The organism is Ruegeria sp. CH10 (assembly GCF_056537125.1).
In genome coordinates this window covers 464,791-478,628 of record NZ_JBQFQY010000003.1, presented here as the reverse complement: position 1 = coordinate 478,628, position 13,838 = coordinate 464,791, and the positions used below count along the sequence as shown (strand labels likewise).

The window sequence follows — 13,838 nt, the reverse complement described above, 5'->3', positions numbered from 1 at the left end:
CGTCTGGGCCCGGTAAGTCCAGATTGCCCATCCCATAAGTCCAACCTATAAAGCCCTATGAGCATATCGGTCGACACTTTCTTTCTGGAACTCAACGGTCAGGGCACGCTGCAGGCCCAGATTCAGCAGATGATTGCCGAGGGCATCCTGTCGGGCCGGTTTCACATGGGGGAAAAGCTGCCCTCCTCCCGCAAACTGGCGGCGCATCTGGGGGTTAGCCGGATCACGGTGACGCTGGCCTATACGGAATTGCTGGCGAATGATTACCTGACGGCGAAAGGCCGGTCCGGGTATTACGTGTCGCAAAATGCGCCGGTCCCGCCAAAATACACACCCACACCGCGCGGGGATGAGATTGTCGACTGGACCCGGGCGCTGGCGCGCAGATTCTCGGACGGGGATGTGCTGGCAAAGCCCAGCGACTGGCGCGATTATCGCTATCCTTTCATCTATGGGCAGGCCGACCAATCGCTGTTTGACCACGCCAATTGGCGGCTCTGCGCCGTGCGGGCCCTGGGGCACAAGGATTTCGATTCGCTGACCGGCGACTATGTAGATCAGGATGACCCGCTGCTGGTCGAGTTCATCGCCCGCCACACCCTGCCCCGTCGCGGCATCGCCGCCCGGCCCGAGGAAATCCTGATCACCATGGGCGCGCAGAACGCACTTTGGCTGGCCGCCCGCATCCTGATGAACCGGGATCGCACCGCGGTGATCGAAGACCCCTGCTATTACGCTCTGCGCAGCCTGCTGAATCACTCCGATTGCAGGGTGGTGCCGGTTCCGGTGGATCGTGACGGCCTGCCGCCCGAGGCCCTGCCGGATGAGACCGATGTCATCTTCACCACCCCCAGCCATCAAAGCCCGACCACCGCAACCATGCCCGTTGACCGCCGCACCGATCTGCTGACCCGCGCCCGGGAATTGGACGCGATGGTGGTCGAAGACGATTACGAATTCGAAATGGCCTTTTTGGGCGCGCCGTCCCCCGCGCTCAAATCTATGGACCGTGATGGGCGGGTGATCTATGTGGGCAGCTTTTCAAAATCGCTGTTTCCGGGGTTGCGGCTGGGCTACATGGTCGGGTCCGAGCCATTTATCCGCGAGGCCCGCGCGTTGCGGTCGCTGGTACTGCGCCACCCGCCGGGGCATATCCAGCGCACGGCCGCCTATTTCCTGTCGCTGGGCCATTACGACGCCCAGATCCGGCGCATGTCCAAGGTGCTGGCCCGCCGCCGCGAAATCCTGGATGCCGCTGTCGAAGAACACGGGCTGACGGCTGCAGGCCGGGGAATAATGGGCGGATCATCCCTGTGGATGTCAGCGCCTGATAATGTCGATACCACGAAACTGGCGCGCAGGTTGCAGGATCAAAGCGTCCATATCGAGCCCGGCGCGCCCTTTTTCGCAGGGCCGGACCGCCCGCAGAATTTCTATCGCCTTGGCTATTCTTCGATCCCGCAAAAACGCATCGCGCCGGGGGTTCAACTGATCGCGGACGCCATCACAGCAAGCTGACCCAACACTGGACCTATCCCGGTTCAAATTCTGGCCCTAACGCGACCCTGCACCTTACGCCAAAACCATACCCAAAGGCTGGGCTGATGGCCCGGCTCAACTCATCTATGCGCGGAGATCATCCTGATGAAAATGACCACAGAAGAAGCCTTTGTTAAGGTTCTGCAAATGCACGGAATCGAGCATGCCTTTGGCATCATCGGTTCGGCCATGATGCCAATCTCGGACATCTTCGGGCAGGCTGGTATCACATTCTGGGATTGCGCGCATGAAGGTTCGGGCGGCATGATGGCCGATGGCTACACCCGCGCCACCGGCAAAATGTCGATGATGATCGCGCAGAACGGGCCCGGCATCACCAACTTTGTCACCGCCGTCAAAACCGCCTATTGGAACCACACGCCGCTGCTGCTGGTCACACCGCAGGCCGCAAACAAGACCATGGGTCAGGGCGGTTTTCAGGAAATGGAACAGATGCGCATGTTCGCGGACTGCGTCTGCTATCAGGAAGAAGTGCGCGACCCGTCGCGCATGGCCGAAGTTCTCAGCCGCGTGATCACCAAAGCCAAGCGCGCCTCGGCCCCGGCGCAGATCAACGTGCCGCGTGATTTCTTCACTCAGGTCGTCGATATCGAGCTGCCCGCCGTTGTCGAATTCGAACTGCCTTCGGGCGGTGCATCGGCCGTGACAGAAGCCGCCGCGCTGCTGTCGGATGCCAAGAACCCAGTCATTCTGAACGGTGCCGGTGCGGTTCTGTCCGCTGGCGGCATCGAAGCCTCGAAAGCGCTGGCCGAACGTCTGGATGCCCCGGTTTGCGTTGGCTACCAGCACAACGACGCTTTCCCCGGTTCGCACCCGCTGTTTGCCGGCCCGCTGGGCTATAACGGGTCGAAAGCTGCGATGGAGCTGATCAAAGAGGCCGACGTTGTTCTGTGCCTCGGCACCCGTCTGAACCCGTTCTCGACCCTGCCCGGCTATGGTCTGGAGTATTGGCCGACAGACGCGAAAATCATTCAGGTGGACATCAACCCGGATCGCATCGGCCTGACCAAGAAGATCTCGGTCGGCGTCGTGGGCGACGCCGCCACCGTAGCCACCAACATTCTGGCACAGCTCTCGGACACCGCTGGCGACGAAGGCCGCGACGCACGCAAGGCGAAAATCGCCGAAACCAAGTCGCGTTGGGCGCAGGAACTGACCTCGATGGACCACGAGCAGGACGATCCCGGCACCACCTGGAACGAACGCGCCCGTGCCGCCAAGCCCGACTGGATGAGCCCCCGCATGGCATGGCGCGCAATTCAGGCTGCCCTGCCGAAAGAGGCGATCATTTCGTCCGACATCGGCAACAACTGCGCCATCGGCAACGCCTATCCGTCCTTTGACGAAGGCCGCAAATATCTGGCCCCGGGCCTGTTCGGCCCCTGCGGCTATGGTCTGCCGTCGGTGATCGGCGCCAAGATCGGTTGCCCGGACGTGCCTGTTGTCGGCTTCTCGGGTGACGGTGCCTTTGGCATCGCCGTGACCGAACTGACCGCTATTGGCCGTGACGAATGGCCCGCCGTGACCCAGATCGTCTTCCGCAACTACCAGTGGGGTGCGGAAAAGCGGAACTCGACCCTGTGGTTTGACGACAACTTCGTTGGCACCGAGCTGGACACCAAAGTGTCCTATGCCGGGATCGCGCAGGCCTGCGGCCTGAAAGGGGTTGTCGCCCGCACTCAGGACGAGCTGACCGCAGCGCTGAATCAGGCGATCGTGGATCAGAAGAACGGCATCACCACCCTGATCGAAGCCATGATCAACCAGGAACTGGGTGAGCCCTTCCGCCGCGACGCAATGAAGAAGCCGGTCGCCGTGGCCGGGATCTCGGCCGAGGATATGACTCCGCAAGCGGGGGCTTAACCCGCAGCCTAAAGGGTCTAAAAATCAGGATCATCGCCCCAATGGCGGGGCGATGATCATCCCATGATCGTAACAAGCGAAACACCCCAGCCCCGAGCCATCTAAGTGTCAGCCAGTTCAATGCACATCCACGGCGCCTTGTTCGCCGCTTTCGCAATGACCTGCAGAGGGCAACTTAAAAAGATGTCGGCCAAACCTGATCTGAAAGCCCTGTTCGGTGCCAACGGCACCCAAACACTTCGCATTCTGTTTCCGGGTGTGCTGGTTGCCATCACAGTCGCTGTCACGGCCAAATTTCTATCCGAACACTACGCAACCCCCGCCATGCTGATGGCCTTGCTGCTGGGCATTGCTCTCAGCTTTCTCGGCGAAGAAGGCAAGACCGTCCCCGGCATCGGCTTTGCCGCCAGTACCCTGCTGCGATTGGGTGTCGCGCTTTTGGGTGTGCGCGTGTCAATGACGCTGATGATGGGTCTGGGCCTGGACCTGATCGTGCTGGTTGTCGGCGGCGTGCTGGCCACCATCGCTTTCGGCCTGTTGGTTGCCCGGTTTTTCGGCCATCAATGGCGCTTTGCCTTTCTGACCGCTGGGTCTGTTGCCATCTGTGGTGCCTCTGCCGCGATGGCCATCAGCGCCATCCTGCCCAAAGATGACCGATCCGAGGAACGTTTGATCTTTACCGTTTTGGGAGTCACCGTCCTGTCGACCGTTGCAATGGTTGCCTATCCGATCCTTGTCCGCATGCTGGGCATGACCGACATCGCAGGCGGTGTCTTTCTGGGCGGTACGATCCACGATGTGGCGCAGGTGGTGGGCGCGGGCTTCTCAATCTCGGAACAGACGGGCGACACCGCGACTTTGGTCAAACTGTTCCGCGTGGCGATGTTGGCCCCGGTGGTGCTGGTGGCATCCCTAATCATCCGCCGCGTTGCCGAAGCAGATGAAACCGGCAAACGCCCTCCGATCCTGCCCGGCTTTGTCCTGGGCTTTCTTGCGCTGGCAGCGGCCAGCTCATTCGGTCTGATCCCACCGTCTATCGCTGAACTGCTCAGCCAGGTCTCGCGCTGGTTGCTGCTGATCGCGATTGCCGCCGTTGGGATGAAGACCAACCTGAAACAGATCCTTTCGGTCGGGGGCCCCGCAATCGCCCTGATCGTCGCAGAAACGCTTTTTATTGCGGGACTTATACTTGCCGGAATAACATTCCTCACCTGACACGCTGTCGCGACAGAAGGACGCCAGATGAAAATCGAGCAACCGACAATCGATACCAGCCCCAAAGTCTCGGACGAGATTCGGCGCACCACCTGTTACATGTGCGCCTGTCGCTGCGGCATTAACGTGCACATGAAGGACGGCAAGGTCGCCTATATCGAGGGCAACCGCGACCACCCTGTGAACAAGGGCGTTCTGTGTGCCAAAGGCAGCGCGGGGATCATGCAGGTCAACGCGCCGTCGCGTCTGCGCAAACCGCTGCGCCGCGTGGGGCCGCGCGGATCGGGGGAATTCCGCGAGATCGAGTGGGACGAGGCGATCAGCACCGCTGTCGGCTGGCTGAACGAGTTGCACGAAACAGCCCCTCAGAAACTGGCCTTTTTCACGGGTCGCGATCAGTCGCAGTCTTTCACCAGCTTCTGGGCCCAGCATTTCGGCACCCCCAACTACGCGGCCCATGGCGGATTCTGTTCCGTCAACATGGCGGCGGGTGGCATCTACACGATGGGCGGCGCGTTCTGGGAATTCGGCCAGCCCGATTGGGAGCATACCAAGCTGTTCATGCTGTTCGGCGTGGCCGAGGACCATGACAGCAACCCGATCAAGATGGGGATTGGCAAGATCAAGGCACGCGGCGCGCGGGTGATCGGGGTCAACCCGATCCGCTCGGGCTATAACGCTGTCGCTGACGATTGGGTCGGGATAACGCCCGGCACCGACGGGCTGTTCATCCTGTCGCTGATCCATGTGCTGATGAAGGCGGGTAAGATCGACCTCGACTATCTCAGCCGCTACACCAACGCCCCGGTACTGGTGAACGCTGCCGAGGGTCCCGAAAAAGGTCTGTTCCTGCGCGACGCTGATGGCAAGCCGCTGGTGATCGACCGCGTGACCGGCGAACCAACCGCCTTTGACAAACCCGGTGTCCGCCCGGACCTGTCAGCAACCTACGACAAAGACGGCGTCACCCATCGCCCGGTCTTTCACCTGATGGCCAAGAAGTACCTGTCCGACGATCACGCGCCGGAAAATGTGGCCGAGCGCTGCGGAATCCCCGCAAAACGCATCCGCGCCATCGCGGCTGAGATCGCCCGCGTCGCCTTTGACGAGGCCATCGAGTTGGACCACGAATGGACCGATTTCCGGGGCGAAAAACACAGCAAAATGACGGGCCGCCCGGTCAGCTTCCATGCCATGCGCGGAATTTCGGCCCATGCCAACGGCTTCCAGACCTGCCGCGCCCTGCATGTGCTGCAAATCCTGTTGGGCACGGTTGAGGTCCCCGGCGGTTTCCGCTTCAAACCGCCCTACCCCAAACCGGTCGAGGCGCACCCCACCCCACACGGAGACCGCCGCCCGGGCCGCCCGCTAGAGGGCCCGCACCTCGGCTTCCCGCGCGGTCCCGAAGACCTGCTGTTGGACGAACAGGGCAACGCCCAGCGCATCGACAAGGCCTTCACCTGGGAAAACCCGATGTCCGCCCACGGGCTGATGCATATGGTGATCTCGAACGCCGCCGCCGGTGATCCCTACAAGATCGACACGCTGTTCATGTATATGGCGAACATGTCGTGGAACTCGTCCATGAACACCAAGGGCGTGATGGAGATGCTGTCGGCCAAGACCGAAGACGGCAAATACGTCATCCCCAAAATCATCTATTCCGATGCCTATTCATCGGAAATGGTCGCCTATGCCGACCTGATCCTGCCCGACACCACCTATCTGGAGCGCCACGACTGTATCTCGCTGCTGGACCGCCCGATCTGCGAGGCCGACGCCGCCGCCGACGCGATCCGCTGGCCCGTGATCGAGCCAGACCGCGATGTGCGCGGGTTCCAGTCGGTGCTGATCGAACTGGCCAACCGCATGAGCCTGCCGGGCTTCACCCACGAAGACGGCACGCCAAAGTGGAAAGATTACGCGGACTATATCGTTAACCACGAACGCAAACCCGGCATCGGCCCTCTGGCCGGGTTCCGGGGCGAGGATGGCGACAAGGAAGGCCGCGGCGCGGTCAACCCGGATCAGCTGAATCGTTACATCGACAACGGTGGTTTCTACGTTGCGCACATTCCCGAAGGCGCTGATTACTACAAACCGTGGAACGCGGCCTATCAGGACTGGGCCGTCGGCATGGGCATTTATGACAGCCCCCAACCCTATCTGTTCCAGCTCTATTCTGAGCCGATGCGCAAATTCCAGCTGGCAGCCGAAGGGCACGGGGACCGCCAGCCCCCAGACCACCTGCGCCAGCGCCTCAAAGACACGATGGACCCGTTGCCCATCTGGTATGAGACCGACCAGCAGGGCAACGAAGGCTTCACCGTTAACGCCCTGACCCAGCGCCCGATGGCGATGTATCACAGCTGGGGCACCCAGAACGCATGGCTGCGTCAGCTGCACGGGCGCAACCCGCTTTACGTGCCCACCAAACTGATGCGCGAACATAACCTTAAGGACGGCGACTGGGCCAAAGTCACCTCTCCGCACGGCGAAATCACCGTCCCGGTCATGGAGATGGCGGCACTGAACGACAACACAGTCTGGACATGGAACGCCATCGGCAAACGCAAAGGTGCCTGGGCCCTGCAAGAGGACGCGCCCGAGGCCACAAAGGGCTTCCTGCTGAATCACCTGATCCACGAATTGCTGCCGCCCAAAGGCGACGGGATGCGCTGGGCCAATTCCGACCCGATCACCGGACAGGCCGCGTGGTTCGACCTCAAGGTAAACATCGAAAAGGCCAATCCGCCATCCGACGCCGCAAGCCAGCCTGAATTCGCCCCGATCCAGTCCCCTGTAGGCACTGGCCCCAAAGACCTGGCATGGAAGGTGGGCAAATGAGCAGGATCCAAACTTCATCTGGCCAAAAATATCCCGGGGAGCGCGAGGGGCTGGCCCCTCGCCCCTACCCTCACCACCTGCGCGGAGGTCAAAACACATGACTCAGCTCCCCCCATCGACCGATCGCAAAATGGGCCTCGTCATCGACCTCGATACCTGCGTCGGCTGCCATGCCTGCGTAATCTCTTGCAAAGGCTGGAACACAGAAAACTACGGCGCGCCACTTTCGGATCAGGACGCCTACGGGGCCGACCCTTCGGGCACCTTCCTGAACCGCGTGCACTCCTACGAAGTGCAGCCAGCCGAAGGCGCGGCACAACTGATCCACTTCCCCAAATCCTGCCTGCATTGCGAAGACGCCCCTTGCGTCACGGTCTGCCCAACCGGGGCCAGTTACAAACGGGTCGAAGACGGGATCGTTCTGGTCAATGAAAACGACTGTATCGGCTGCGGTCTCTGCGCCTGGTCCTGCCCCTATGGCGCGCGGGAACTGGACGCGGCTGAGGGCGTGATGAAGAAATGCACGCTTTGCGTCGACCGTATCTATAATGAGAACCTGCCCGAGGTGGACCGCGTCCCCTCCTGCGTGCGCACCTGCCCGGCGGGCGCACGCCATTTCGGCGATCTCGGCGATCCTGACAGCGATGTCAGCAAACTGGTGGCCGAACGCGAGGGTATGGACCTGATGCCTGAAATGGGCACCAAACCCGTCAACAAATACCTTCCACCGCGGCCCAAGGATCAGATCGAGGACCAGATCGATATTCTGGCCCCGCTGCTGGCCCCTGTCGCCGAAGAACCCAAAGGCTTCCTCGGCTGGCTCGACAAAACCCTGGAGAAGCTCTGATGCACCCGGCCCCTTCTGTCATCATCTTCACGACTTTCTCCGGGCTGGGCTTTGGCCTGCTATTCTTCCTTGGCCTCGGCCAGCCTGCGGTGACCGGCGTCATAGCCTTTGTGTTCTACGCCATTGCCTTTGCGCTGGCGGTGGGCGGTTTGCTGGCCTCGACCTTCCATCTGGGACATCCGGAACGGGCGTGGAAAGCGTTCAGTCAGTGGAAATCAAGCTGGCTGAGCCGCGAGGGTGTCTGTGCCGTTGGCGCGCTGCTTGTCATGGGGCTTTATGCACTTGGCGCTGTGTTTGTGGGCAGCCACTGGACGGCGCTCGGCTGGGTCGGTTCACTGCTGAGTCTGGCCACCGTGTTAACCACGTCGATGATATACACCCAGCTGAAAACCATCCCTCGCTGGAACATGAACCTGACACCCGCGATGTTTTTGTCGTTCAGCCTTGCAGGGGGCGCGTTGCTGGCCGGGGCCGAAGCTCTGGCCCCTTGGTTGCTGGCCATTGCGGGCGCGGTTCAGCTTGCCTACTGGGCCAAAGGTGATGGTGCGTTGGCCCGGTCAGGCACGACACTGGGTACAGCTACGGGACTGGGCGATCGCGGTACGGTACGCGCCTTTGAGCCGCCCCATACAGGCACCAATTACCTGTTGCGGGAATTCGTCCATGTGGTTGGCCGCAAACATGCGCAGAAACTGCGGGTCATCGCCTTTGGTCTGGGGTTTGCGCTGCCACTGTTGCTGATCCTGATCCCGGTTTCGGGCATTGTGATAAAACATATCTTTGCACTGTTTGCAGTGCTTTCACATCTGACCGGAGTGGTCGTGTCACGCTGGTTGTTCTTTGCGCAGGCCGAACATGTTATTGGGCTGTATTACGGAAAACGGTGAAGGGAGGGGGCCAGCCCCCTCTTGAGCCTGCGGCTCAATTCACCCCCGGGATATTTATAGCCAGATGAAGTACGGATCCGGGTGGTTGCTGTGGTTTATAGCAAGCCCGCGTGTTTCATTGCGGCCTCGATGGCGGCTTTGGTGCTGTCTTCCAGCTCCGTCAGCGGCGAGCGGACCTCGGTGCTGCAGAGGCCCAGTTTGGACAGCGCGTATTTTGCACCGACAAGGCCGGGTTCGATGAAGATCGCCTCGTGCAGGGGCATCAGGCGGTCTTGGTATTCCAGCGCTTTGTCATAGTCGCCGTCCAGCGTGGCCTGCTGGAATTCCGCGCAGAGTTTCGGCGCGACGTTTGCGGTGACCGAAATGCAGCCGACGCCGCCATGGGCGTTGAAGCCCAGCGCGGTAGCGTCTTCGCCGGACAGCTGGCAGAAGTCCGGCCCACAGGATGCGCGCTGCTGGCTGACCCGCGCCAGATCACCGGTGGCGTCCTTGACACCGATGATGCGCGGCAGCTCTGCCAGTTCGCCCATGGTTGCGGGGGTCATGTCGATGACCGAGCGACCGGGGATGTTGTAGATGATGATCGGAATATCGGCGCAGTCATGCAGCGCGCGGTAATGCGCGATCAGGCCCTTTTGCGTGGGCTTGTTGTAGTAGGGCGTGACGACCAGCGCCGCATCAGCGCCGATTTTCTCGGCGAATCGCACGAAACGGATTGCCTCAACCGTGTTGTTCGATCCCGCACCGGCAATCACCGGAACGCGCCCGTTGGCGGCTTTGACCACCTCGGCCACGACGGTTTCATGTTCTTCGTGGCTGAGCGTCGGGCTTTCGCCGGTGGTGCCAACGGGAACCAGACCGGTGGACCCTTCCTGAATTTGCCATTCGACCAGGTGTTTGAGCGTCTTCAAGTCCAACTCGCCGTTTGTGAACGGGGTGACGAGGGCTGGCATTGAGCCTTTGAACATGACACGCTCCTTCGTGTGCGGTTAGCAATTTTTGTGCCTCGGGCCATCACATTTGAACTGATGTGAGTTGATCCCGGCGGCGCAAGGTTTATCCTGAATGGCTCTATCCTTGGTTGGTTGGGAAATGCAAGGCATGACACGCGTTCTGGCGCTTTTGATAGCGGTGATTCTGGGGTCAATCGGACAGGCGCAGGCCGATGCGGTGGGCGATCTGCGCGCCGGGATGAACGAAATGCGCAAGGGCGACTGGAACGCAGCCCTGCGTGTGTCGGGCCAGCGCGGCTCGGTCAGTCGTGACATCATCGTGTGGCACTGGCTGCGGCAGGGCTTTGGCAGTTCGGGCGATGTGCTGGTGTTTCTGGACCGCAGACCGGATTGGCCCGGTCTGGCGTGGCTGCGGCGCAAGAGCGAGCCCGCCTTTACCGGTGCCGACCCGGACCGGGTGCTGAGGTTCTACGCCGATAATCCGCCCCAGACGGCCGAAGGTGCGCTGAACTATGCCGTGGCGCTGAAGGCCAAAGGGCGGAACGGGGATGCTGAGGCCGATGTTGTTGCCGCCTGGCGCACGATGCCCATGGGGGCGGGGCTGCAGAAGGACTACCTTGAGAATTTTGGCTCGCTGTTGAAACCGCATCATGCGGCGCGGCTGGACCGCATGCTGTGGGACAATCACCTTGTCAGCGCCGGACAGATGCTGACTTTGGTCAGTACCGATCAGCGCAAACTGGCCGAGGCACGGATCGCCCTGCAAAAACGCCAGCCCGGCGTGGATGGCAAGGTGGCTGCGGTTCCGCAATCGCTGGCCGATGCACCGGGGCTGGCCTTTGACCGGTTCGTCTGGCGCGACAAGAAAGAGCTGGACGACAGCGCGATTGACCTGATGCTGGCACGCTCGACCGGGCCCGATGCATTGGGCGAGCCCGACAAATGGGCCGAGGGGCGTCGCCGTCTGGCGCGGCTTGAGATGCGTCAGGGGGATGTGCAGCGCGCCTATCAGGTGGCTGCCAACCATCACATGACGCCGGAAATGGGCTATGGTTATGCTGATTTGGAATGGCTGGCCGGGTTTCTTGCCCTGCGCAAGCTGAACGATCCGGCCACGGCGGTGCGGCATTTCCAGAACTTCTCGGACGCTGTTGCCTCGCCGATCTCAAAAGGGCGCGGCGGCTATTGGCTGGGCCGGGCCTATGCTGATCTGGGCGATGCCGAGAAGGCGTATGATGCCTACGCCATGGGCGCTGATTACCAGACCTCGTTCTACGGATTGCTGGCAGCCGAGCAGATCGGGCGACCGTTTGACAGTGAGCTGGCCAATCCCCGCCGCGCGCCCCATTGGAAACAGGCAGATTTCGCCAATTCCAGCGTGTTGGAGGCGGGTCTGCTGTTACTGCGTGCGGGCGAAGACAACCTGTCGGAGCGGTTCCTGACCCATCTGGTCGAAGGACTTGATCCGGTTCAGGCTACGCAGTTGGGCGATCTGGTGATCGAATTGAAAGAGCCGCATCTGGCCGTGATGATCGCTAAACGCGCGGCCACGGCGGGCACTGTGTTGCCCGCGGCCTATTACCCGGTGCACCCCGTTGCTGACCTTGGCCTGCCCATGGCGCAAGAGATGACGCTGGCTATCGCCCGCCGCGAAAGCGAATTTGATCCGGTCGTGATCAGCGGCGCAGGTGCGCGTGGCTTGATGCAGGTGATGCCTGCTACAGCGCAGCTGGTCGCCAAGAATATGGGCATTCTCAGCGGTCACAATACGGGCAAGCTGACCTCGGACTGGCAGTATAACGCCAAGCTGGGGGCCAACTACCTGTCCAGCCTCGCCGAGGATTTCAACGGCAATGTGGTAATGATGGCCGCAGGCTATAACGCCGGGCCGCGCCGCCCGATTTCGTGGATGGGTCGGTACGGTGATCCGCGCGCCGGTGAGATCGACGTGGTCGACTGGATTGAGACGATCCCGTTCAGCGAGACCCGCAATTACGTGATGCGGGTGGCCGAAAGCCTGCCGGTCTACCGCGCGCGTTTGGGGCAAGCTGCATTGCCCGTGCCCTTCTCGCAGGAGTTGACGGGCTCAACCCTGGCGTCGTTCGCGCCATAGGGTAAACAGGCCCGCCGCAACAACCAGCGCTGCGCCCAGAATAACCGCTGGTCGCAGTGCCTCGCCAAAGACCGCAATGCCGATCATGGCCGTCCAGACCAGATGGAAATAGGCAAAGGGCTGCACTGCACTGGCCTCGGCCATCTCATAGCACTTGATCAGCAACCAGTGGCCCAGGACACCGCTGACGCACAACGCGCCCATCCATGCCCAATCCGCACGGGCCATCGGCTCCCAGAACCACATGCCCACCAGTGTCATCGCAACGGCCCCCGCAACCCCGGTCCAGAAAAAGCTGGTAGCAGCGCTGTCCTTGCGGGCGGCATAGCGGGTCAGAAGCCCATAAAGCGCGAACAGAAACGCCGAGATCAGCGGCACAATAGCCCACGGGTTAAACACACCCATGCCCGGCTGCAGGATGATCAGAACACCGGCGCACCCTACGCCAATCGCAGCCCAGCGCCGCCATCCGACCTTTTCGCCCAGAACCGGCCCGCTGAGCGCGGCGACCACCAGTGGGTAGCAGATGAACACCGCCATACTTTCAATCAACCCAAGGACGGTAAAGGCAAAGACGGCGACGCAGATCTCAGTAGCCAGCAAAAGGCCCCGGAATATCTGAAGTCGCAATTGGCTGGTCCGGGCCGCCTCTTTCAGCCCTCCGGGCGCACGTGCAGCCAATGCGATCACGAAGGCGGCGAAGAACCAATAGCGGATCATGACAACCATATAGGTGTTGTAAGTGCCTGCCAGATGGCGCGAGATTCCGTCCTGCAGCGCAAACACAACCGTCGCCGCGATCATCAGCGCGATACCCGCGCGGATATTGTTCTGTTGCGTCATTCCCTGACCGCCCAGGTCATGTGGCGTTTGCGGCCATAGCCGGGGGCACGGGTGACAGTGAACCCGGCCTCCTCAAGCCCGCGCCGCACGAAACCGGCGGCAGTATAAGTCGCAGCACTGCCACCTTTGGCCGTATGATCCGCCACCTGCTGCATCAGGTCCGCGCCCCAAAGCTCGGGGTTTTTGGCCGGTGAGAACCCGTCCAGAAACCACGCATCCGCGGCCCCGTCCCACACCTGCAGGGTCTTACGCGCATCTCCTTCGATCACCTCAAGCTGCAATGTCCCCAGATCACAACGCCCGCCCTGCCACCGGGCAAGAAAACGGTCGCTCAAGTGGGCAAGCTCGGGGAAGGCCGCCAAGGCGCGGGACATGTCGTCGGGCGCCATGGGGAAGGCCTCGAAACTGGTGAAGGTCAGGGGCGTCGTCTGTCCCGATGCCTCCCACGCGGCCCAGACGGTCAGCATGTTCAACCCGGTGCCAAAACCTAGTTCGGCAATATGGAACCCCGGCGCAAACCGGGCGGGCAGATCATTGCCCGCAAGGAACACATGCCGCGTCTCTTCCAGCCCGTTCTGCAACGAGAAATAGGGGTCATCGAACCGCTCTGAGACGGGGATTTGCCCGTCTCGCCATGTCAGGTCTGCATGCTGGTCTGCCATCGGGGAATCCTGTAGCTAAGCGGCGCGACACTGAACAAGGAAAAGGGG

At 61.5% G+C, this 13,838-nt stretch carries 10 protein-coding genes; 7 read left to right on the top strand and 3 right to left on the bottom strand.

Annotation, left to right across the window (positions count from 1 at the left end; all coding sequences use genetic code 11):
- The first annotated feature begins 57 nt into the window (after positions 1-57).
- The 6 genes from pdxR to ACRZ94_RS12565 all read left to right on the top strand — a co-directional run bounded on the left by pdxR (position 58) and on the right by ACRZ94_RS12565 (position 9,219).
- Complete coding sequence (pdxR, locus tag ACRZ94_RS12590; RefSeq protein ID WP_480797489.1) at positions 58-1,518, top strand: MocR-like pyridoxine biosynthesis transcription factor PdxR; 1,461 nt, start codon at positions 58-60, stop codon at positions 1,516-1,518.
- A 126-nt stretch (positions 1,519-1,644) separates the two neighbouring features.
- Complete coding sequence (gene xsc / locus ACRZ94_RS12585) at positions 1,645-3,423, top strand: sulfoacetaldehyde acetyltransferase (protein WP_480653805.1); 1,779 nt, start codon at positions 1,645-1,647, stop codon at positions 3,421-3,423.
- A gap of 183 nt (positions 3,424-3,606) precedes the next feature.
- On the top strand, positions 3,607-4,638 hold the full coding sequence (locus ACRZ94_RS12580; protein WP_480797488.1) for a YeiH family protein: 1,032 nt from the start codon (positions 3,607-3,609) through the stop codon (positions 4,636-4,638).
- A gap of 27 nt (positions 4,639-4,665) precedes the next feature.
- Complete coding sequence (locus ACRZ94_RS12575; RefSeq protein WP_480797487.1) at positions 4,666-7,485, top strand: molybdopterin oxidoreductase family protein; 2,820 nt, start codon at positions 4,666-4,668, stop codon at positions 7,483-7,485.
- A gap of 97 nt (positions 7,486-7,582) precedes the next feature.
- Positions 7,583-8,332 (top strand): 4Fe-4S dicluster domain-containing protein, encoded by a 750-nt coding sequence (locus tag ACRZ94_RS12570; RefSeq protein ID WP_480797486.1) that lies wholly within the window; start codon positions 7,583-7,585, stop codon positions 8,330-8,332.
- The gene (locus tag ACRZ94_RS12565) at positions 8,332-9,219 is read left to right on the top strand and encodes a dimethyl sulfoxide reductase anchor subunit family protein (RefSeq protein ID WP_480797485.1); all 888 of its coding nucleotides are present in this window, start codon (positions 8,332-8,334) and stop codon (positions 9,217-9,219) included. The genes ACRZ94_RS12570 and ACRZ94_RS12565 overlap by 1 nt, the downstream gene beginning before the upstream one ends.
- Before the next feature lie 95 nt (positions 9,220-9,314).
- Here the strand turns inward: ACRZ94_RS12565 and dapA are convergent, their stop codons facing one another.
- On the bottom strand, positions 9,315-10,187 hold the full coding sequence (gene dapA / locus ACRZ94_RS12560; protein WP_480797484.1) for a 4-hydroxy-tetrahydrodipicolinate synthase: 873 nt from the start codon (positions 10,185-10,187) through the stop codon (positions 9,315-9,317).
- Positions 10,188-10,320: 133 nt separating this feature from the next.
- Here dapA and ACRZ94_RS12555 point away from each other — a divergent pair, with 133 nt between their 5' ends.
- The gene (locus ACRZ94_RS12555; protein ID WP_480797483.1) at positions 10,321-12,285 is read left to right on the top strand and encodes a lytic transglycosylase domain-containing protein; all 1,965 of its coding nucleotides are present in this window, start codon (positions 10,321-10,323) and stop codon (positions 12,283-12,285) included.
- Here ACRZ94_RS12555 and ACRZ94_RS12550 read toward each other — a convergent pair.
- Together ACRZ94_RS12550 and mnmC2 are read right to left on the bottom strand one after the other, a co-directional pair.
- On the bottom strand, positions 12,259-13,128 hold the full coding sequence (locus ACRZ94_RS12550; protein ID WP_480797482.1) for a DMT family transporter: 870 nt from the start codon (positions 13,126-13,128) through the stop codon (positions 12,259-12,261). The genes ACRZ94_RS12555 and ACRZ94_RS12550 overlap by 27 nt on opposite strands.
- Positions 13,125-13,790, bottom strand: a complete 666-nt coding sequence (mnmC2, locus tag ACRZ94_RS12545; protein ID WP_480797481.1) for a tRNA (5-methylaminomethyl-2-thiouridine)(34)-methyltransferase MnmC2 — start codon at positions 13,788-13,790, stop codon at positions 13,125-13,127. Before mnmC2 ends, ACRZ94_RS12550 begins: the two co-directional genes overlap by 4 nt.
- Positions 13,791-13,838: the final 48 nt, after the last annotated feature.